Source organism: Bacillus sp. LM 4-2, assembly GCF_000978495.1.
Classification (GTDB): Bacteria; Bacillota; Bacilli; order Bacillales; family Bacillaceae; genus Bacillus; species Bacillus subtilis.
The window spans coordinates 2259836-2280012 of the sequence record NZ_CP011101.1 but is presented as its reverse complement, the minus strand read 5'-3'; the positions used below and the strand labels follow the sequence as shown (position 1 = coordinate 2280012).

25 protein-coding genes, 3 pseudogenes and 1 riboswitch are annotated in these 20177 nt (G+C 41.8%); of the genes and pseudogenes, 22 read left to right on the top strand and 6 right to left on the bottom strand.

Annotated elements, in window-relative coordinates; all coding sequences use genetic code 11:
• Positions 1-102: 102 nt before the first annotated feature.
• Entirely contained in the window at positions 103-786 is a 684-nt protein-coding gene (locus tag bslm_RS11195; RefSeq protein ID WP_015714201.1) for a hypothetical protein, read from the top strand.
• 314 nt (positions 787-1100) lie between these two features.
• On the opposite strand, the gene bslm_RS21675 is transcribed toward bslm_RS11195, so the two are convergent.
• Together bslm_RS21675 and bslm_RS21865 are read right to left on the bottom strand one after the other, a co-directional pair.
• Positions 1101-2015, bottom strand: coding sequence for an SH3 domain-containing protein (locus tag bslm_RS21675; protein ID WP_238985317.1), 915 nt, complete (start codon positions 2013-2015; stop codon positions 1101-1103).
• 89 nt (positions 2016-2104) lie between these two features.
• A pseudogene (locus tag bslm_RS21865) lies at positions 2105-2404 on the bottom strand (DUF7361 domain-containing protein).
• A 103-nt stretch (positions 2405-2507) separates the two neighbouring features.
• Between bslm_RS21865 and bslm_RS11180 the strand changes: the two are divergent.
• A pseudogene (locus tag bslm_RS11180) lies at positions 2508-2759 on the top strand (peptidyl-prolyl cis-trans isomerase); the annotation flags it as partial.
• Between the two features lie 141 nt (positions 2760-2900).
• Here bslm_RS11180 and bslm_RS11175 read toward each other — a convergent pair.
• Positions 2901-3113: a spore germination protein gene (locus bslm_RS11175; protein ID WP_003230479.1), complete on the bottom strand. Its 213-nt coding sequence runs from the start codon at positions 3111-3113 to the stop codon at positions 2901-2903.
• Positions 3114-3274: 161 nt separating this feature from the next.
• Positions 3275-3370: a hypothetical protein gene (locus bslm_RS21670; RefSeq protein ID WP_234398217.1), complete on the bottom strand. Its 96-nt coding sequence runs from the start codon at positions 3368-3370 to the stop codon at positions 3275-3277.
• Positions 3371-3791: 421 nt separating this feature from the next.
• Between bslm_RS21670 and bslm_RS11165 the strand changes: the two are divergent.
• From bslm_RS11165 to bslm_RS11155, 3 genes and pseudogenes are all read left to right on the top strand, one after another.
• Positions 3792-3997, top strand: a pseudogene (locus bslm_RS11165) (hypothetical protein).
• A gap of 278 nt (positions 3998-4275) precedes the next feature.
• Entirely contained in the window at positions 4276-4515 is a 240-nt protein-coding gene (locus bslm_RS20785; protein WP_080481019.1) for a phosphatase PAP2 family protein, read from the top strand.
• A gap of 108 nt (positions 4516-4623) precedes the next feature.
• Positions 4624-4830: a zinc ribbon domain-containing protein gene (locus bslm_RS11155; RefSeq protein WP_003223929.1), complete on the top strand. Its 207-nt coding sequence runs from the start codon at positions 4624-4626 to the stop codon at positions 4828-4830.
• On the opposite strand, the gene bslm_RS20780 is transcribed toward bslm_RS11155, so the two are convergent.
• Positions 4773-5009, bottom strand: a complete 237-nt coding sequence (locus bslm_RS20780; protein ID WP_074794831.1) for a hypothetical protein — start codon at positions 5007-5009, stop codon at positions 4773-4775. The two genes, bslm_RS11155 and bslm_RS20780, sit on opposite strands and share 58 nt — an antisense overlap.
• 247 nt (positions 5010-5256) lie before the next feature.
• Here bslm_RS20780 and sipS point away from each other — a divergent pair, with 247 nt between their 5' ends.
• The 7 genes from sipS (at position 5257) to ribT (ending at position 10723) form a co-directional block, all read left to right on the top strand.
• Positions 5257-5811 carry a signal peptidase I sipS gene (gene sipS, locus bslm_RS11150; protein WP_015483398.1) on the top strand — a complete coding sequence of 185 codons (555 nt, stop codon included), beginning with the start codon at positions 5257-5259 and terminating at the stop codon, positions 5809-5811.
• A 234-nt stretch (positions 5812-6045) separates the two neighbouring features.
• Complete coding sequence (locus tag bslm_RS11145) at positions 6046-6390, top strand: hypothetical protein (RefSeq protein ID WP_003230488.1); 345 nt, start codon at positions 6046-6048, stop codon at positions 6388-6390.
• A gap of 120 nt (positions 6391-6510) precedes the next feature.
• A riboswitch (FMN riboswitch) is annotated at positions 6511-6655 on the top strand.
• A 129-nt stretch (positions 6656-6784) separates the two neighbouring features.
• On the top strand, positions 6785-7870 hold the full coding sequence (gene ribD, locus bslm_RS11140) for a bifunctional diaminohydroxyphosphoribosylaminopyrimidine deaminase/5-amino-6-(5-phosphoribosylamino)uracil reductase RibD (RefSeq protein ID WP_046381159.1): 1086 nt from the start codon (positions 6785-6787) through the stop codon (positions 7868-7870).
• 10 nt (positions 7871-7880) lie between these two features.
• Positions 7881-8528 (top strand): riboflavin synthase subunit alpha, encoded by a 648-nt coding sequence (gene ribE / locus bslm_RS11135; protein WP_004398505.1) that lies wholly within the window; start codon positions 7881-7883, stop codon positions 8526-8528.
• A gap of 14 nt (positions 8529-8542) precedes the next feature.
• A complete protein-coding gene (locus bslm_RS11130; protein WP_003230496.1) occupies positions 8543-9739 on the top strand; it encodes a bifunctional 3,4-dihydroxy-2-butanone-4-phosphate synthase/GTP cyclohydrolase II in 1197 nt (398 codons plus the stop codon).
• A gap of 32 nt (positions 9740-9771) precedes the next feature.
• The gene (gene ribH / locus bslm_RS11125) at positions 9772-10236 is read left to right on the top strand and encodes a 6,7-dimethyl-8-ribityllumazine synthase (RefSeq protein ID WP_003223915.1); all 465 of its coding nucleotides are present in this window, start codon (positions 9772-9774) and stop codon (positions 10234-10236) included.
• 112 nt (positions 10237-10348) lie between these two features.
• Positions 10349-10723 carry a GNAT family N-acetyltransferase RibT gene (gene ribT / locus bslm_RS11120; protein ID WP_003223910.1) on the top strand — a complete coding sequence of 125 codons (375 nt, stop codon included), beginning with the start codon at positions 10349-10351 and terminating at the stop codon, positions 10721-10723.
• A gap of 13 nt (positions 10724-10736) precedes the next feature.
• Here the strand turns inward: ribT and bslm_RS11115 are convergent, their stop codons facing one another.
• On the bottom strand, positions 10737-11261 hold the full coding sequence (locus tag bslm_RS11115; protein ID WP_046381158.1) for a DUF309 domain-containing protein: 525 nt from the start codon (positions 11259-11261) through the stop codon (positions 10737-10739).
• Between the two features lie 280 nt (positions 11262-11541).
• On the opposite strand from bslm_RS11115, the gene scpA reads away from it, so the two are divergent.
• From scpA to resC, 10 genes are all read left to right on the top strand, one after another.
• Positions 11542-12297: a segregation/condensation protein A gene (gene scpA, locus bslm_RS11110; protein ID WP_046381501.1), complete on the top strand. Its 756-nt coding sequence runs from the start codon at positions 11542-11544 to the stop codon at positions 12295-12297.
• Complete coding sequence (scpB, locus tag bslm_RS11105) at positions 12287-12880, top strand: SMC-Scp complex subunit ScpB (protein WP_003223904.1); 594 nt, start codon at positions 12287-12289, stop codon at positions 12878-12880. Before scpA ends, scpB begins: the two co-directional genes overlap by 11 nt.
• A 54-nt stretch (positions 12881-12934) precedes the next feature.
• The gene (locus bslm_RS11100; RefSeq protein ID WP_014477219.1) at positions 12935-13474 is read left to right on the top strand and encodes a YpuI family protein; all 540 of its coding nucleotides are present in this window, start codon (positions 12935-12937) and stop codon (positions 13472-13474) included.
• Between the two features lie 122 nt (positions 13475-13596).
• Positions 13597-14745: a D-alanyl-D-alanine carboxypeptidase DacB gene (gene dacB, locus bslm_RS11095; protein ID WP_014480157.1), complete on the top strand. Its 1149-nt coding sequence runs from the start codon at positions 13597-13599 to the stop codon at positions 14743-14745.
• On the top strand, positions 14733-15323 hold the full coding sequence (gene spmA / locus bslm_RS11090) for a spore maturation protein SpmA (protein ID WP_004398980.1): 591 nt from the start codon (positions 14733-14735) through the stop codon (positions 15321-15323). The genes dacB and spmA overlap by 13 nt, the downstream gene beginning before the upstream one ends.
• Before the next feature lie 4 nt (positions 15324-15327).
• Positions 15328-15864 carry a spore maturation protein SpmB gene (gene spmB, locus bslm_RS11085; RefSeq protein ID WP_003230509.1) on the top strand — a complete coding sequence of 179 codons (537 nt, stop codon included), beginning with the start codon at positions 15328-15330 and terminating at the stop codon, positions 15862-15864.
• Between the two features lie 91 nt (positions 15865-15955).
• Positions 15956-16690: a 23S rRNA pseudouridine(2605) synthase RluB gene (gene rluB / locus bslm_RS11080; RefSeq protein ID WP_004398815.1), complete on the top strand. Its 735-nt coding sequence runs from the start codon at positions 15956-15958 to the stop codon at positions 16688-16690.
• Between the two features lie 94 nt (positions 16691-16784).
• Complete coding sequence (gene resA / locus bslm_RS11075; RefSeq protein ID WP_003230513.1) at positions 16785-17324, top strand: thiol-disulfide oxidoreductase ResA; 540 nt, start codon at positions 16785-16787, stop codon at positions 17322-17324.
• Positions 17321-18949 carry a cytochrome c biogenesis protein ResB gene (resB, locus tag bslm_RS11070; protein ID WP_014477216.1) on the top strand — a complete coding sequence of 543 codons (1629 nt, stop codon included), beginning with the start codon at positions 17321-17323 and terminating at the stop codon, positions 18947-18949. The genes resA and resB overlap by 4 nt, the downstream gene beginning before the upstream one ends.
• 19 nt (positions 18950-18968) lie before the next feature.
• The gene (resC, locus tag bslm_RS11065; protein WP_046381157.1) at positions 18969-20144 is read left to right on the top strand and encodes a cytochrome c biogenesis protein ResC; all 1176 of its coding nucleotides are present in this window, start codon (positions 18969-18971) and stop codon (positions 20142-20144) included.
• Positions 20145-20177 lie beyond the last annotated feature (33 nt).

The window sequence follows — 20177 nt, the reverse complement described above, 5'->3', positions numbered from 1 at the left end:
AAATTTTCCATTTTTTAAAATATAATGAAATAATTGTTGTTAATGAAAGCGTTTTCGTGTTATTTTATATGTGAAACAAATAATAAGATAGGGAGTGATTCTTTGAAAAAGATCAAGTCATTGTTTCTTATGTTCTTGGTCATTGCTATGTTTATTGGCATATTGCCAGACATTAAAGCCAAAGCCGATAGTGAGGATGTATTGGATACTTCTTCACCAGTATTAAGTGATATTGAGGGGAAGGAAGAGCTTGAAATTAACGGAGAAAAGTACACGTATACTTACGACTTCACTGATCCTGCAGTGAATAGAGTTAATGTTACTGATGAAAGTGGTGTTGAGATAAAATTTGAATATGACACTAAGACGAATACACTATATAAAAACAATGAGCTTGATTTTAATCTTGTCAAGGAAGAAGACGGAATTATATCACCTTCAGATGCATCCACTATGAAAATTCCACCGGGCGGGAAATACATGGGTAAATACAACTATAAGTACAACTTGAAAGGCGTTTCAGTTGGTGTAGCTACAGCAGCCATAGCTGCAGTCTCAAAAGCACCTTATAACGTCATACTGAGTATTGTATCATTTTTAGCAGGTACGCAAACAACTGCATATTATACGGTATTCCAGTATCGTTATGCTTTTAAGTGCAATGCTTATCCTTATGCTAATAGAACAAAGTTCTATGAAGATTCTTCAAGGAAAAAAGTTCTAAGAACAGCTGACAGTGCTAAGTTCTTTGGAAGTAGACCAACTCCGGCAAGTTGTCAACCATAAAAACGAGGTGAGAAAATATGCAACAAGAAAAAACAACAGCTATTAATAGGGTTATAAAAAGATATATCCTTTTGTTCCTTGTTTTATGTGCATGTTATTTTGTTTACATGGGGGTACTCGGTAATAAATTTACTTTGATCCCATTGATTATTTTCATTGTCGGTTCTGTAATTGGCGAGCTCATAAGAATAGCGAGGATAAAAAGATAAAAGGGGGAAACGCCCCCTTTTTTATATGATACTGTTTAAATAAAAGAAGAATTTTATTTAGAGAGAAAATTGAAACAAAAAAGACTCCCGTTTAGCGAATCAGTTTTAATCAAGCTTTTTAATATAACGGGTATAAACCCATCCGCTTTGATCCTCACCAGCTTCATTGCGAAAGAGAACCTTACTCCAATTCTTTTTCTTTTCTTCAACAAAGACAATTGATGACTTGTCTAATACGTACGCTACATTTGAATTTGTTTTAGGACGTGTTCTAACTACTAATGTATCTTTTATAACCATTCTGTAATTGGTTTTAAGTTCTTTATTCATTGGAATGTCTTTTAAAACGTTTTTAGCTTCCGATACTGTTTCTGGTTTTTTTTCAATGAATTCATCTATTATATATTTTGAAGTTAATGCCTGGTTAATAGGAGAGATTAAATCAGTGTAAATGAGGTTCGCCAGTAATAATAAAGCCGTTGAGTGTTTAGAAATAAAGTAAAGAACAGTGTTCCATAAACGATTCAATCCCTCGAAGTAATTTTGTCTAGTTATCTCATCATTATTGGTTAAAGCTATAACTGTTTCTTCAACGTAATCAGAAATTTCGTCGATCTCACTTATGATTTTAGAAGAGATTTCCTCATTTGTAACATATAAGCTTGAATTTAGAATAGCTTGGTCTTTGAATACTGTTCTAAGTTGCTGCATGTATGTTGCTATCTGAACTCTATTAGAACCTAAGTCATGCATTAAACTATTTCTTAACTGTTGAGTATATTTTTCTTTAAAGTTCGTGGGTCTTAAAGCCGTCCTCATCTGATTCAAGGCAGATTCAACCCCTGATGATTTTAAGATATCTGAAGTGTGCATTTTAGGTAGGAGGTTTATTCTGTTTAAAGCAAATTGTTTCTTATAAGATTTAATTAGCTCTAATTGTGATTCGGAAACTGCTTTCATGGCATCTTGCATAGGACGAGTGTTGATATTAATTTGAGATTGTAAAGATGATGTAGTCAATAAAGATTGCCCCTTTGTTTTTTATTATAATTTTACCACAAAGTGGACTTTAATAGACGAAAAGACATATCCAATAAGGATACGCCTGTTTAGTTTACATGCCTATATGCTTCCCAGATATACTTGACGTTTAATTTATTCCCTCTTTGATCGCTGTCTGATCCTGTTATAAACCCAAGTTCGTTTATACTTCCGTATGTAGTAGAGTTTCCCCCAACCAGGGATAATCCCATTTCATTTACACATTACGTATGGCCTCCATTGTCATTATCAATTAATAACATGGAATCGCCTATAGATAATGGGTAAACCTTTACAAGAGTTGGAGTGAAAGGCAGCAATATTTGTTTACTAATTGTTCCATCGCCTACATACGTTCCTTTAGCCATCTGAGGAACATCAGAGGATAACGCATATTCCGAGTGTAGTTTACCACCAAGAAACTCAGCGTTTCCATCTATAGAACCTGTAATGATTCCCTTGTCATTACGTACTGGTACTGGCGGTCCGGGATACACAATCAAATGTGAAACAGAAGGCAACCCGCATACACATGAGGCGGGCGCACTTTCTATGGCACATGCCGGAAAAGACACTGGCGGCAGCCAATTTTTCATCGTTCATGAGCCACAGCCTCATTTGAACGGTGTTCACACTGTATTCGGTAAAGTAACAAGCGGATTAGAATTCGCGAAAAACATGTCTAATGGCGATGTCATGAAAGAAGTTCGCGTAGAAGGCTAATCGGCAGGCAAAAGGCTTCCTCTTAGAGAGGAAGCTTTTTTTATTGGCCAAAAATGTTCAATAAAAAACCGCCGAGTGCTGATGGCGGTTGGTAAACCGGGTTTTTAAGGAAGGAGATTTCTCAATCCCCAAATAAATACATTAAAAAGTTTTGGTGACGTTCTGATCAGTAAATTGATGATTAATCATTTTAGCCTTGCTTACAAAGTTATTTTCAAAGACAATTCCTGTGTTTAAACCTCCGGAGCCAAACACAGATTTGGACAAAGTTAAAGGCCTGATCATAAAAGCGCCGCCTACGTTAATTACACTGTTCCCGGAAACGTTGTTTATATTAATAGGATAATCAATCATACTATCAAGTCTCCTTTCATATCATTCTATTTTTTATATGTATTAGTGCTAGAGTTGATTAGCGTAAACTTATCGGCAAAAATATTTAGGAGATGCCTGTTTTTATTGATTTATAAAAATGCTCGAAAAAAGCGCCTCCTTTATAGCTTCCGGAAGCCCAGCTACCTGTCTATTCTTTTAACTACTCTGAATGCGGCAGCTGCTTTTCTGGCGAATGTAATAGGATCATCCTGTGCTGACTCAAAGTGCATATACATTGCACACAGCTCACTAAATAACCAGTGGTTATGCAATGCAGTAATCGTCATACGCCGCATCCTAGTTCGGAGAGCAAAGAATTTACCTCTTTATGTACGAAACTAAGTGAAATACTTTATCATTGCGAACCTCAAACGGGAAAAATGGGGAATGGCCAAGGAATGAGGTAGGCAAACAAACACCTGACTCGGTGGCAGAACGAACTGCCCAAAATTTTGGCAAACTCCCTGCGTATTTTTTGTTTCTTCCCATTTCATGCTGTTGCTCCTCCTTGTCAAAAAAGAATGTATGAGTGACGAGTATAGGAGAGAAGATCCCGCCATAGACAATGTTGTTGGACGACTGAAGGTGAAATTGTGCTGATTATACAAAAAGTGGATTGGGAATGATAAAAGAACAAAAAAGTTTAAGGAGAATCACATGCAAGTTTTGACGGGGTTGCTCGAACAGTACGGATATGCCGTCTTGTTTATTGTCTTGATGTTAGAGCTTCTAGCTTTACTTGGACCGGGAGAGTTTGCCGGTGTTCTCGTGTTTCAAGAAAAGTTAAACTGGGTGCTAAGCATGTTAGCGGCCGGATTGGGGAGCTGTGCGGGAGTAAGCATGTCGTATTGGATCGGGTATAGACTGGGCCCAGCTGCAATTCAGAAAGCTTTTGCGTCGAGAGGTGTTCTGTTAGCCGTTATTGTTCTAACTTTTTTTTGGACGGTATTCAAAGGGCAAGACCGGAAAATCGAACTCTCTTTCTCCTCTCTTTCTCCTAGTCGTTGGTGCGAGAGCTTTATGAAGAGGGAATTAGACGGCTCTTTCATTCCCTTCATCCTATTCACGCTCCTTTGGAAAGTCATGTATTATATCCATTCCCGAGCGAACAGACTTTAACGGCATTTGTCATTTTTGGTTTTTGTGCTTATCTTTTTGTTCGTCATTCTCACAAGACGCGTCTGCAAACTGTTGCATTTTTTTGTTTATTATCGTTTTATTCCTCATCGGGCTGAGTCGTGTGTACTTTAATGAGCAGTATCCGAGTGATGTTGCTGCGGGTTACGCCTTCGGCGGTGTTTGGCTGAGTTTGAATGTTTTGGTCATGGAGCTTTTCCGTTTCTCCAGAAGATTTACCAAGCTGAGAAACGAACCCAATTAGTATGTAATCAAAATTAAGTAAACTTTAAAGTAGTACGGGTCATTGGGATTGATATTTTGTAGTAAAATAAATCAAACAAACGTGATGTAATGAAAAGGAGATCGCGATATGAACAACAAAGGCTGTATAAAATGCGGCAGTACTGAAGCCGGACAAAAAGAAATAGCTACAACCGGCACGGGATTATCAAAGCTGTTTGACGTGCAGCATAACCGATTTCTAGTGGTTTACTGTAAGAACTGCGGATATTCAGAGTTTTATAATAAAGAGTCTTCAACTGCCGGGAATATATTGGATTTATTTTTTGGAGGCTGATCCATGTTTTCGAGCTTCAATGATTTTAAACATATTATGAAAGCAAAAAACGGAGTGCGGTTATCACCTGTGAAATAGGTTGCCGCAAACATTCCAGTAACCTTCATGACGTGAATTGTTTTGTCAAGTGCCATGGGTATCATGGACTGGGAGATCAATGGAATGCAGTAAATGAACAAACTGTTCGTAACCTCATGCCTTATATACGATTTAAAGATTTTGCATATGAGAACTCTCTTTCTTCTGAGTCCATCGCTTCTGAATTATGCGATTCATTTCCTTCAATATTTGCAGGCTTAGTTAGGCATGATGTGGGTAGAAGATGAAGATTAACAGTTTGTAAAATCACTTCAATGGTCCTAATGGGATTTTTTTTCGATTCGTGATAACATAAATTGAAGACCGTTGTTTATTGGAGGAAATCAGTTGAAATCAGAAAATGTTTCGAAGAAAAAAACAATATTAGAATGGGCAAAAGCAATTGTGATTGCTGTCGTTCTTGCTTTGCTCATTCGCAACTTTATTTTTGCGCCGTATGTCGTTGATGGTGACTCTATGTATCCTACACTTCACAACCGTGAAAGGGTCTTTGTCAATATGACAGTCAAATACATCGGCGAGTTTGATAGAGGAGACATCGTCGTGTTAAACGGAGATGATGTTCACTATGTCAAACGTATTATCGGCCTTCCCGGCGATACGGTTGAGATGAAAAATGACCAGCTCTATATCAACGGGAAAAAGGTGGACGAACCTTATTTGGCGGCTAATAAAAAGAGAGCGAAACAGGACGGTTTTGACCATTTGACCGATGATTTCGGCCCGGTTAAAGTGCCTGATAACAAGTATTTTGTGATGGGCGACAACCGTCGGAATTCAATGGACAGCCGTAACGGTCTTGGCCTCTTCACGAAAAAACAAATTGCGGGTACGTCAAAGTTTGTTTTCTACCCGTTTAACGAAATGCGCAAAACAAATTAGGATCAAGCAGTTTCCCATTGGGGCTGCTTTTTTTATATCTTTTTTACGGTCATCCCCTAAAAACAGAACATAAATTCGTATATCTATAGAAAAGAAATTTTTGCAGAAATGTGAAACATATTCCCGTTATGCATCGTTATATTAATAATTTACGAGAATTTACGGTTTTTTATTCATGAAAAAAAGGAATAACTCATATGAATGAATAGATTCATATTGGCTGGAGGTTTAGAAATGGGAAGAATAAAAACCAAGATTACCATTCTGTTAGTGCTTTTGCTTTTACTTGCAGGCGGTTATATGTACATAAATGATGTTGAGCTGAAGGATGTTCCGACAGCAATTGGACAAACCTTGTCCTCGGAAGAAGAGGAATACACCATCCAGGAATATAAAGTGACGAAAATTGACGGCTCAGAGTATCATGGAGTAGCAGAAAACGGAACGAAAATCATCTTCAACGGAAAAAAATTAAATCAGGATTTATCTGATATAAAAGAAGGTGACAAGATTAAGGCATACTTCAGCAAATCAAAGCGGATCGACGGATTAATCAAGGTTGCAAAAGTGAATGATTAACAAAACATCACCTTTCGGATCGAAGGGTGATGTTTTGTTTTTCTCAAATTGTAAGTTTATTTCATTGCGTACTTTAAAAAGGATCGCTATAATAGCCAATAAGGACAAATGAATAAAGATTGTATCCTTCGGGGCAGGGTGGAAATCCCGACCGGCGGTAGTAAAGCACATTTGCTTTAGAGCCCGTGACCCGTGTGCATAAGCACGCGGTGGATTCAGTTTAAGCTGAAGCCGACAGTGAAAGTCTGGATGGGAGAAGGATGATGAACCGCTATGCAAAATGTTTAAAAATGCATAGTGTTATTTCCTATTGCGTAAAATACCTAAAGCCCCGAATTTTTTATAAATTCGGGGCTTTTTTGACGGTAAATAACAAAAGAGGGGAGGGAACCAAATGGAAGAGTATTATATGAAGCTGGCCTTAGATCTTGCGAAGCAGGGCGAAGGACAGACCGAATCCAATCCGCTCGTCGGCGCTGTTGTCGTAAAGGACGGACAAATTGTCGGAATGGGCGCCCATTTAAAATATGGTGAAGCTCATGCAGAAGTTCATGCCATCCATATGGCTCGAGCACATGCGGAGGGTGCCGACATATACGTTACACTCGAACCGTGCAGCCATTACGGAAAAACACCGCCATGTGCAGAATTGATTATCAACTCTGGCATCAAAAGAGTGTTCGTGGCGATGAGAGATCCTAATCCGCTTGTGGCTGGAAGAGGGATCAGCATGATCAAAGAAGCCGGCATTGAGGTAAGGGAAGGCATCCTGGCAGACCAGGCGGAGAGGCTGAATGAAAAATTTCTGCACTTTATGAGGACAGGCCTTCCGTACGTCACGCTAAAAGCGGCTGCCAGCCTTGACGGCAAGATAGCTACCAGCACGGGTGACAGCAAATGGATCACGTCAGAGGCTGCAAGACAGGATGCTCAGCAATACAGGAAAACACACCAAAGCATCCTAGTCGGAGTTGGCACAGTGAAAGCCGACAATCCGAGCTTAACCTGCAGACTGCCGAATGTAACAAAACAGCCGGTTCGGGTCATACTTGATACCGTACTCTCGATTCCTGAGGACGCTAAAGTGATTTGTGATCAAATAGCGCCGACATGGATTTTTACGACGGCACGCGCAGACGAGGAAAAGAAAAAACGGCTTTCAGCTTTCGGAGTGAACATATTTACACTTGAAACCGAGCGCATTCAAATTCCCGATGTTTTGAAGATCCTAGCGGAAGAAGGCATCATGTCGGTGTATGTGGAAGGCGGTTCAGCTGTTCACGGAAGCTTTGTCAAAGAAGGCTGTTTTCAAGAAATCATCTTCTATTTTGCCCCTAAACTAATCGGAGGAACGCATGCTCCCAGCTTAATCTCCGGTGAAGGTTTTCAATCAATGAAAGATGTCCCCTTATTACAATTCACTGATATAACCCAAATCGGCCGTGATATCAAACTGACGGCAAAACCGACAAAGGAATAGGATGGTGACCATGTTTACAGGAATTATCGAAGAAACAGGCACAATCGAATCCATGAAAAAAGCAGGGCATGCAATGGCCTTAACTATTAAATGCTCAAAGATTTTAGAGGATGTTCATCTTGGCGACAGCATTGCAGTGAACGGCATTTGTCTGACTGTCACTGATTTTACAAAAAATCAATTCACAGTGGATGTTATGCCTGAAACAGTCAAAGCTACGTCACTGAATGATTTAACAAAAGGAAGCAAAGTAAATCTGGAAAGAGCGATGGCGGCAAACGGCCGTTTCGGAGGCCATTTCGTCTCAGGCCATGTCGACGGAACTGCGGAAATCACACGAATTGAAGAGAAAAGCAACGCAGTTTACTATGATTTAAAAATGGACCCGTCATTAACAAAAACATTGGTTTTAAAGGGATCAATTACTGTGGATGGCGTGAGCTTAACCATATTCGGCCTGACAGAAGACACAGTGACGATCTCCTTAATACCGCATACGATCAGCGAAACGATTTTTTCAGAAAAAACGATCGGCTCTAAAGTGAATATCGAATGCGATATGATCGGAAAATATATGTATCGATTTTTGCATAAAGCCAATGAAAATAAGACCCAACAAACCATTACAAAAGCCTTCTTAAGCGAAAACGGCTTTTAGAGAGGAAGATTTGCATGTTTCATCCGATAGAAGAAGCACTGGACGCTTTAAAAAAAGGCGAAGTCATCATCGTTGTAGATGATGAAGACAGAGAAAATGAAGGAGACTTTGTGGCTCTTGCCGAGCATGCAACGCCGGAAGTCATTAACTTTATGGCGACACATGGGAGAGGACTGATCTGCACGCCGCTCAGTGAGGAAATCGCAGACAGGCTTGATCTTCACCCTATGGTTGAGCATAATACAGATTCTCACCACACTGCATTTACCGTAAGCATAGACCATCGTGAAACGAAGACAGGTATCAGCGCTCAAGAAAGATCTTTTACCGTTCAAGCATTGCTGGACAGCAAATCCGTGCCATCTGATTTTCAGCGTCCGGGGCACATTTTTCCGCTGATTGCGAAAAAAGGAGGTGTCCTGAAAAGAGCGGGCCATACAGAAGCTGCTGTTGATCTTGCTGAAGCTTGCGGATCTCCAGGAGCCGGCGTCATTTGTGAAATTATGAATGAAGACGGAACGATGGCGAGAGTGCCTGAGCTCATTGAAATTGCGAAAAAGCATCAATTAAAAATGATCACCATTAAGGATTTGATTCAATACCGTTACAATCTGACAACACTTGTCGAGCGTGAAGTTGACATTACGCTGCCTACTGATTTTGGGACATTTAAGGTTTATGGATACACAAATGAGGTAGATGGAAAAGAGCATGTCGCATTTGTGATGGGAGAGGTGCCGTTCGGAGAAGAACCGGTATTGGTCCGGGTGCATTCAGAATGTCTCACAGGTGACGTGTTTGGGTCTCATCGCTGTGACTGCGGACCGCAGCTGCACGCCGCGCTGAACCAAATTGCCGCAGAAGGCCGTGGAGTGCTTCTGTACTTGCGCCAAGAAGGACGAGGCATCGGTTTAATCAATAAATTAAAAGCTTATAAGCTTCAGGAACAAGGTTATGACACCGTAGAAGCCAATGAGGCGCTTGGATTCTTGCCGGATCTTCGCAACTATGGCATCGGAGCACAAATTTTACGCGACCTCGGTGTCCGGAATATGAAGCTTTTGACGAATAATCCGCGAAAAATCGCAGGCCTTGAAGGCTACGGACTCAGTATTTCAGAAAGAGTGCCGCTTCAAATGGAGGCGAAAGAACACAATAAAAAATATTTGCAAACCAAAATGAACAAGCTAGGTCATTTACTTCATTTCTAATCACAAATATCACAAAAAAGGATGGGAATCATATGAATATCATACAAGGAAATTTAGTTGGTACAGGTCTTAAAATCGGAATCGTAGTAGGAAGATTTAATGATTTTATTACGAGCAAGCTGCTGAGCGGAGCAGAAGATGCGCTGCTCAGACATGGCGTAGACACAAATGACATTGATGTGGCTTGGGTTCCAGGCGCATTTGAAATACCGTTTGCTGCGAAAAAAATGGCGGAAACAAAAAAATATGATGCTATTATCACATTGGGCACTGTCATCAGAGGCGCGACGACACATTACGATTATGTCTGCAATGAAGCTGCAAAAGGCATCGCGCAAGCAGCAAACACTACTGGTGTACCTGTCATCTTTGGAATTGTAACAACTGAAAACATCGAACAGGCTATCGAGCGTGCCGGCACAAAAGCGGGCAACAAAGGTGTAGATTGTGCTGTTTCTGCCATTGAAATGGCAAATTTAAACCGCTCATTTGAATAATTTGCTGAAAACAGTTTAAAAATATGGCGAAAATGATATAATGTGAGAAAACGGATCACCTATTCGTATCCGTTAATAGCAGACTGGACATTTTGGATATAGAGGGGTTTTTATGTTAATTCGTTATAAAAAATCGTTTGAAAAGATTGCGATGGGGCTTCTTTCGTTTATGCCGAATGAAAAAGACCTTAAGCAGCTTCAGCAGACAATTAAGGACTACGAAACGGATACAGACCGCCAGCTCTTTCTTTGGAAAGAGGACGAGGATATCGTCGGAGCAATCGGAGTCGAAAAAAAGGATTCTGAGGTTGAGATCCGGCATATCAGTGTGAATCCTTCTCATCGCCATCAAGGAATCGGAAAACAGATGATGGATGCTTTAAAGCATTTATTCAAAACGCAAGTACTGGTTCCAAATGAATTAACGCAGAGCTTTTTCGAACGTTGTCAAGGTCAGCAGGATCAAGACATTTCATACAATAATTAAGCAGAGGCTGTGATCAGCCTCTGCTTTTTTTTCTGCGTTCTATTTCTTTTTCACGTTCACGGATGACGTCAGTCCGATCCCGCAAACGGTGTTTGTCGATAAGAAATATGTTGCTGAGTGCACTGGGCTGCCCCCATGTATACTTTTTTTTCCTGCATTCGATCCTGCATGCTTCCTCCAGTTTCTCATCTTTGATTGGCAGCATAATGCTTTTATAGGCAGAGCCCGTTTCGATTTGTTCGTAAACCGATTGCATAAGTTCGAGCAAACGGCCATGATCAAGCCCTAAGTCTTCGACTGCCCGGTGTTCTGCTTGAAGAATCCGGATGCTGTTCGCCATCAGTCTTTTTGCCCCGGCTGTATTCTGCCTTCTGTGATGATATAAAGCAACTGCAAGCTGAATAAAGCCGACCCAATAGCGTTTTCGTTTCTTTGGCGGATCTTCCTTCCAATATTCTTCTAATATTTCATGGCATTCAAAATAATCCCGTGTCGCGTGAAACTCAACGAGATAATCTATATAAGCTTTCGGATACAAGGTGTTTCCTCCTTTAATGTGCTTTTAGTGTACCATAGAAGGGATAAAAGGAAAAAAGAACGCTCGGCCTCTATTGCTTCTTAGAAAGGAAAACCAGAAGCTAAGGCTTTTTCTCCCGCTTCAGCGCTCCGAGCAAACACCTCTCGTGTTTTGAATATTCTGTACAAACTTGTTCAAAACAGGAAATGAAATAGTATTGGACGAGAGCTTTTTGGTGGCTTATACTATAGGGTAGCCAGTTTTTCCGGCAATGAGAGTGATACTTGAAAATGGTGAGATGATGGAAGAATATCAAGTGAAAATTGATACGTTTGAGGGCCCATTGGACCTGCTGCTTCATTTAATCAATCGTCTTGAAATTGACATATATGATATACCTGTGGCGAAGATCACTGAACAATATTTATTATATGTACATACGATGCGTGTGCTTGAGCTCGATATGGCCAGCGAGTATTTGGTTATGGCTGCCACGCTGCTCAGCATTAAAAGCAGAATGCTGCTCCCGAAGCAAGAGGAGGAGCTTTTTGAAGATGAATTACTTGAAGAAGAAGATCCGCGGGAGGAACTGATTGAAAAGCTGATTGAGTATCGAAAATATAAAGATGCGGCGAAGGATTTAAAAGAACGGGAAGAAGAAAGACAAAAATCGTTCACGAAACCGCCGAGTGATTTGAGTGAATATGCAAAAGAAGTAAAACAGTCTGAGCAAAAGCTCTCTGTCACGGTCTATGATATGATCGGAGCTTTTCAAAAAGTGCTGAAACGCAAAAAAATAAACAGGCCGATGGAAACAACAATTACAAGACAGGACATACCAATCGAAGCCAGAATGAACGAAATCGTGCACAGCTTGAAATCTAAAGGAACGAGAATCAACTTTATGGACCTGTTTCCATATGAGCAAAAAGAACATTTAGTAGTGACCTTTCTAGCTGTTCTTGAGCTGATGAAAAATCAGCTGGTCCTCATTGAACAGGAGCACAATTTTTCAGATATTTACATTACGGGGAGTGAATCCATTCATGGGGCTTGATATCGTGAATTGGAAAGCTATTGTGGAAGCCCTTCTTTATGCGGCAGGCGATGAAGGGCTTACAAAAAAGCAGCTGTTAACAGTGCTTGAAATCGAAGAGCCTGAACTGAACACGATCATGGCGGATGTGGCGGACGAATACCGCGGAGATACACGAGGGATTGAACTTATTGAGTATGCAGATACGTACATGCTCTCTACCAAAAAAGACTTTGCGCCTTACTTGAAAAAACTGATTGAAGTGCCGTCAAAGGGCCTTTCTCAAGCATCTTTAGAAGTACTGGCCATTGTTTCATACAAACAGCCAATTACGAGAGCAGAAATTGAAGAAATCAGAGGAGTAAAATCAGAGCGGATTTTACACAGTCTTGTCGCGAAGGCGCTATTGTGTGAAGTAGGGCGTGCCGATGGTCCGGGGCGGGCCATTTTATACGGTACTACGCCGACTTTTCTTGAACAATTCGGTCTGAAAACGCTGGACGAGCTTCCGCCGCTGCCTGAAAATGCGGAAGAAGACGTTCTTCAAGAAGAAGCAGATTTATTTTTTGAAAACTTTAACCAAACCTTCGAAGATATAAAATAGAAGTTTAATGAATCGCGCTTTTTCATCATCATAAGATATAAGGAAGAAGCTATCATGAAAGAAGCAAAATGTGAGAGACAAAGACATGAGGGGAAGATACCAAACGAAATGGGACATTCGATTGTGCGAGCGCAGACTCAAAAAACAGGCGAATTCTTATCAATGGTTGTCAATACCGTGAACGATTACCTAAATCAAACGACGCTTGAGTCCTTACAGGCTGAATTGCCTATTGAAAAAGGATACTGCTGTGATGTGCTGAGCACTCTGAGAAGAATGGCAGTATTTTGTGAAGGAGGCGCAGAAGCGTGCCGTCGTCTCCTGATGCAGGAGCCTTTTCAGGAAGCCAGAGCGGAAAAAACACTTTATAATGTGTATCACCAATGCATTGAAGAGTTCTTTATGCCGAAAAAAGACACGTGGTGTGAAAATAGCCGGGCGTCTTATACTGGGGTCAGCGCAATTGAGTTTTATCATGCTGTTCCTGCGTCGCTTGAGCAATTATTATTGCCGTTGAGCGCGGCCTTTCTGAAGATGAGGGAAGAGCTGGCTCATTACGAAGCGTCCGGATCAAGCATGGCGCCAATCAGATAACGTTTACTCTCCCTTTTTCAGGGAGAGTTTTTTTATGTTTGCTTCCAGAAATATAATTGTTATTCATAACTGATGGACATGCGCATAAACTTGTACAAACCACCACAAGGACGTGAGCAAACATGCGCATTTTCAAAAAGGCAGTATTCGTGATCATGATTTCTTTTCTTATTGCAACTGTAAATGTGAATACAGCACATGCTGCTATAGATGTCAGTGCAAAAAGCGCGATCATTATTGACGGTGCGTCAGGCAGAGTGTTATATGCCAAGGACGAGCATCAAAAAAGGCGGATCGCGAGCATCACAAAAATTATGACCGCCGTCCTCGCCATCGAATCCGGCAAAATGGATCAAACAGTGACGGTTTCGGCAAATGCTGTCAGAACAGAAGGCTCCGCCATTTATTTAACAGAAGGTCAAAAAGTGAAGCTGAAAGATCTTGTGTATGGCCTGATGCTAAGATCAGGAAACGATGCCGCTGTCGCGATTGCTGAGCATGTCGGTGGGAGCCTCGATGGGTTTGTTTATATGATGAATCAAAAAGCCGAGCAGCTTGGTATGAAAAACACCCGTTTTCAAAACCCGCACGGATTGGACGACCATGAAAATCATTATTCAACAGCCTATGACATGGCCATTTTAACTAAGTATGCTATGAAGCTGAAAGACTATCAAAAGATTTCAGGCACAAAAATATACAAAGCGGAAACGATGGAAAGCGTATGGAAAAACAAAAATAAACTGCTGACCATGCTATATCCGTACAGCACAGGAGGAAAAACAGGCTATACAAAACTTGCAAAACGGACACTGGTCTCTACGGCTTCAAAGGACGGCATTGACCTGATAGCCGTCACCATTAATGACCCTAATGATTGGGATGACCATATGAAGATGTTTAACTATGTGTTTGAGCATTATCAAACCTATTTAATTGCAAAAAAAGGGGATATTCCAAAGCTGAAAGGAACATTTTATGAATCGAAGGCTTTTATCAAACGCGATATCACCTATTTGCTGACTGAAGAGGAAAAAGAAGATGTAAAAATTAATACCACACTGCTCAAGCCGAAAAAAGCATGGGAAAAAGATGCCTCGAAAATCCCTGACATCGTAGGGCACATGGAAATCATGTTCAACGATGCAACCATCGCAAAAGTGCCGATCTATTATGAAAATGAGCGGCATCAAAAACCGAAGAAACAATTTTTTGAAACGTTTAAATCAATCTTTCTGAATGCGGCAGGCGGAGCAAAATGGTCAATATAATTTGGGTCAGTTTAACCGTGATCGGACTCGTTTTTGCGATGTGCAACGGAACTCTGCAAGATGTAAATGAAGCCGTGTTTAAGGGTGCGAAAGAAGCGATTACGATTTCATTTGGATTGATGAGCGTGCTTGTTTTCTGGCTTGGCTTAATGAAAATCGCCGAGCAGTCAGGGCTTTTGGATATTTTCAGCCGGATGTGCAGGCCTTTTATATCTAAACTGTTCCCTGATATACCGCCGGATCACCCGGCGATGGGCTATATTTTATCTAATCTTATGGCGAATTTCTTCGGCCTCGGAAATGCAGCAACTCCGCTTGGCATTAAAGCAATGGAACAAATGAAAAAGCTGAATGGAAACCGATCGGAAGCAAGCCGGTCGATGATTACTTTTTTAGCTGTTAATACGTCCTGCATCACACTCATCCCGACAACGGTGATCGCTGTCCGAATGGCTTATTCCTCTAAAACGCCGACAGATATCGTCGGGCCAAGCATTTTGGCAACGCTTATTTCCGGAATCGGTGCCATTATCATTGATCGGTATTTTTATTACCGCCGCAAAAAGAAGGGAAGGTGAGCGGATGGAAATCATCAACTGGCTGTCTTTAGCCATGATTCCAATCATTATTGCCGGAATTCTTCTTTATGGAACGATCAAAAAGGTTCCGACATATGAATCGTTTGTCGAAGGCGGAAAAGAGGGGATAGAAATCGCCTTTTCCATTATCCCCTATTTAGTCGGAATGCTTGTCGCTATAACTGTTTTCAGATCATCAGGCGCGCTTGATTTTATAATGGATCTTTTAAAACCGGCTTTCTCCGCTATCGGCATCCCTGCTGAAGTAGTGCCGCTTGCTCTGATCCGCCCGATCTCCGGTACGGCCGCACTCGGAATGACGACCGATTTAATTGCAGTATATGGGCCCGATTCCTTTATCGGCAGGCTGGCTTCCGTCATGCAGGGATCTACAGATACAACGCTTTACGTACTGACTGTGTATTTCGGAGCAGTCGGCATTAAAAAAATGGGTGATGCATTAAAGGTGGGACTTCTTGCAGATTTAATCGGCGTAGTTGCATCTATCATCATCGTTACGTTATTATTTGGGAGCGCCTGAAAACGGCGTTTTTTTTAGATTTGGCATAGGAATTTGAAAAAGCTTGTTTGTTAAGGTTGAAAAAAGTAAGATAATACTTGAGGTGAAAGACATGGAAAGACTGCAAAAAGTGATTGCTCATGCCGGAGTTGCGTCGCGCAGAAAGGCAGAAGAGCTGATTAAAGAAGGAAAAGTAAAGGTGAATGGCAAAGTAGTAACAGAGCTAGGTGTTAAGGTCACCGGTTCTGATCAGATTGAGGTAAACGGGTTAAAGGTTGAACGCGAAGAGCCGGTTTACTTTCTCTTATATAAACCAAGAGGCGTTATTTCCGCAGCGCAAGATGATAAAGGACGCAAAGTGGTGACGGACTTTTTTAAAAATATTCCGCAGCGCATTTATCCGATTGGGCGTCTGGACTATGATACGAGCGGTCTTTTGCTTTTAACCAATGACGGCGAATTCGCCAATAAGCTAATGCATCCTAAGTATGAAATAGACAAAACATACGTGGCGAAGGTGAAAGGAATCCCGCCTAAAGAGCTGCTCAGAAAGCTGGAGCGCGGAATTAGGCTGGAGGAAGGCAAAACAGCGCCTGCTAAAGCGAAGCTGCTGTCTTTGGATAAGAAAAAGCAGACAAGCATTATTCAGCTGACGATCCATGAGGGACGCAACAGACAGGTGCGCCGCATGTTTGAAGCTATCGGACATGAGGTAATCAAGCTGAAGCGTGAGGAATACGCGTTTTTAAACCTGCGAGGCCTGCACACGGGCGATGCCAGAGAGCTTACGCCTCACGAAGTAAAAAGGCTCAGAGCACTGGCGGATCACGGTAAAAACGCTTTCTAAATTTCACATAACCTTCAAAAAGTAAGAAATGTGAAATGAACGTGCAATGATATAATTGAATGGATCTGCAATAGGGGGAAGGGGGCAGTGGACAATGAAGAAAAAAAGGCGTTTATTCATTCGGACCGGCATCCTTCTCGTTTTAATCTGCGCACTCGGCTATACCATTTACAACGCTGTATTTGCCGGCAAAGAGAGTATATCCGAAGGGTCCGACGCACCGAATTTTGTCCTAGAGGATACGAATGGGAAACGTATCGAGCTCAGTGACTTAAAAGGGAAAGGTGTTTTTTTGAATTTCTGGGGTACATGGTGTGAACCGTGCAAAAAAGAGTTTCCTTATATGGCAAACCAATATAAGCATTTTAAAAGCCAAGGTGTTGAAATTGTTGCTGTAAATGTTGGGGAGTCAAAGATAGCAGTACATAATTTTATGAAATCCTACGGAGTCAATTTCCCGGTTGTTCTGGATACAGATCGCCAAGTGCTTGATGCCTATGACGTATCTCCGCTTCCGACAACCTTTTTGATCAATCCGGAAGGAAAAGTTGTCAAGGTGGTGACCGGCACTATGACAGAAAGCATGATACACGATTATATGAATCTCATAAAACCCGGAGAGACTTCGGGATGAAGCAAGTCAAATGTGAATGCGGACATATAAACCCGGTCGGAACCGTTTTATGCGAATCGTGCGGAAGAGCTCTTCAGGAAACTCAACCTCCGCTCGCTGATATGAGATATGACGGAAGCGCAAGACGTTCGCAAACCTATAACAAAACGATCATCGACAAAATTTGGAATTTCTTTTCCTCGGTTAAGGTGGGAATATGGCTTATCGTCATAACCCTTGCCGCATCAGCGTTCGGCACCATTTTTCCCCAGGAAGCCTATCTGCCTCCGGGCGCACAGGCTGATACTTATTACAAGGAGCAGTACGGCACGTTTGGCCAGCTTTATTATTTGCTCGGGTTTCATCATTTATATGGTTCTTGGTGGTATTTGCTGCTCATTGCCTCGATCGGCATTTCACTCGTGATTTGCAGCCTTGATCGGGTCATTCCGTTGTACAGAGCGTTAAAAAACCAAGGCGTCAGAAGGAGCCCGGCTTTTTTAAGAAGGCAGCGCTTGTTCAGTGAAACAGTTACTGTACTGAACGGGGAATCGAAAGAAAAGATAGTTGCTCTATTAAAGAAAAAACATTATAGAATCAGAGAAAAAGAGGGCAGCATTCTTGCTGAAAAAGGACGCTTTTCCCGCTGGGGCCCGTATGTCAACCATATTGGATTGATCATCTTTCTGATTGGTGCGATGCTGAGATTTGTGCCTGGCATGTACGTCGATGAGACGCTTTGGGTCAGAGAAGGCGAAACCGCAGCAATTCCGGGTACAGACGGAAAATATTATTTGAAAAACAATCAATTCAGCGTAGAGACCTATAACAGCAAAACAGAAAAAAAGGTATTTGCAGATGCCATTGACAGAGTCGGGGACGGTAGAGTGGCAAAGAACTTTCAAACCGATGCCGTACTCTACAAGAGAGAAGGAAAAATTGTTTATGGCGAGAAGCCGAAGCTGAAAAAAGTAACAGAAGAAGACATCCGTGTCAATCAGCCGCTGCGTTTTGATTCTTTTTCCGTTTACCAGGTGGATTACAAAGAGAATCAGCTTGACCAAATGGTGTTCCAGCTGATTGATAAAAAAACAAAAAAATCCTTTGGGAGCCTGAAGATCAACCTTCTGGATCCAGATTCGGTCTATGATCTTGGCAACGGTTACAAAGTGGAAATCGCCAGCTACCTGCCAGACTTCTATTTTAATCAGGACGGAGAGCCGAGCACAAAAACAAAGATCCCTAACAATCCGGCTTTTGTCTTTAATATCATAACGCCGGACAAACCGAAAGGCGAAAAGAGCTTTGTCGCCATCCAAGAAACCATCGAAGGATCAGGCAATAATAAATACAAGCTGAAATTTGACCATGTCGAAACGAAAAACATTACTGGACTTACAGTCAGAAAGGACCTGACACTCTGGGTGCTTGCTGTCGGCGGAGCCATTTTTATGATCGGTGTTATTCAAGGTATGTACTGGCAGCATCGAAGAATTTGGCTGCACTCACAGGACGGTGCAGTTATGGTAGCAGGGCATACCAATAAAAACTGGTTTGGCCTGAAGAAGGATTTAGCATTTATATTGGCTGATTCCGGACTGACTGAACCGGCGGACCAAAAAGAATTAATCAAAACACAGAAATAGGCGAAAAGGGAGTGATGTCATGGCAGAGCTGAGCGGAAATTTTCTTTATGCGGCCTTTCTTGTGTATTTAATCGCTGTCCCAATTTTCGGCGGGGCCATACGTGGGAATAAAAATAAAAAGGGCAGGCCAAACCGATGGGCCAACATTGGAATCACCCTTTCTATTGTCGGTTTTCTCTGCCACCTTGGATATTTCATCACAAGGTGGGCTGCCAGCGGCCATGCGCCGGTCAGCAATATGTTTGAATTCACCACCGCTTTTGGCATGATGCTTGTTTTGGCGTTTATCATTCTTTATTTTCTCTATAGATTGCCTTCATTAGGCTTGTTTACGCTGTCAATTGCTTTATTGCTGATTGCCTACGCCAGCATGTTTCCGACAGATATCTCGCCTTTAATTCCTTCGCTCCAAAGCAACTGGCTGTATATTCACGTAACAACGGCCGCGCTTGGGCAAGCTATACTTGCCATCAGCTTTGTCGCTGGTGTCATCTTTCTTTTGAAGCATGTAGACCAGACAAAACCAAGCAAAAAGACCTTCTGGCTTGAAGCGATTATGTTTATCCTGGTCACAACCGTCGCCTTTATTGCAATCACATCAGCATTTCGTCTTGCAGGCTATGAAGCGGAGTTTAACTGGGTGGACAAAAGTAAAGAAAAAAGCGTGATGGTGTACGAAATGCCCGCGCTTGTCGGTCCGCATCAGGGAGAGCTTTTGACCGAAGGAAGAATGGAACCGCTTGTTGATCTTCCCGCGCTTTTCTCAGGCAGAAAAGTGAACACTGTCATTTGGTCATTTGGAGCAGGTCTTGTGTTGTATGGGGCTCTCCGTCTGATCATCAGAAAAAGAATCAGCGCTCTATTACATCCGCTGGTGAAAAACGTCAATCTTGATCTGGTGGATGAGGTTGGGTACAGGGCCGTATCAATCGGATTTCCGATCTTTACACTCGGCGCGCTGATCTTTGCAATGATTTGGGCTCAGCTCGCGTGGACCAGATTTTGGGGCTGGGACCCTAAGGAAGTATGGGCGCTCATCACATTTTTGTTCTATGCCGCTTACTTGCATTTAAGACTGTCAAGAGGCTGGCACGGTGAGAAGTCAGCATGGCTGGCCGTAATCGGTTTTGCTATTATTATGTTTAATTTAATATTCGTAAATCTTGTGCTTGCCGGACTTCATTCTTATGCATAGTCCTTTGAAAGCGACACAGTTCTCAAACTTTCT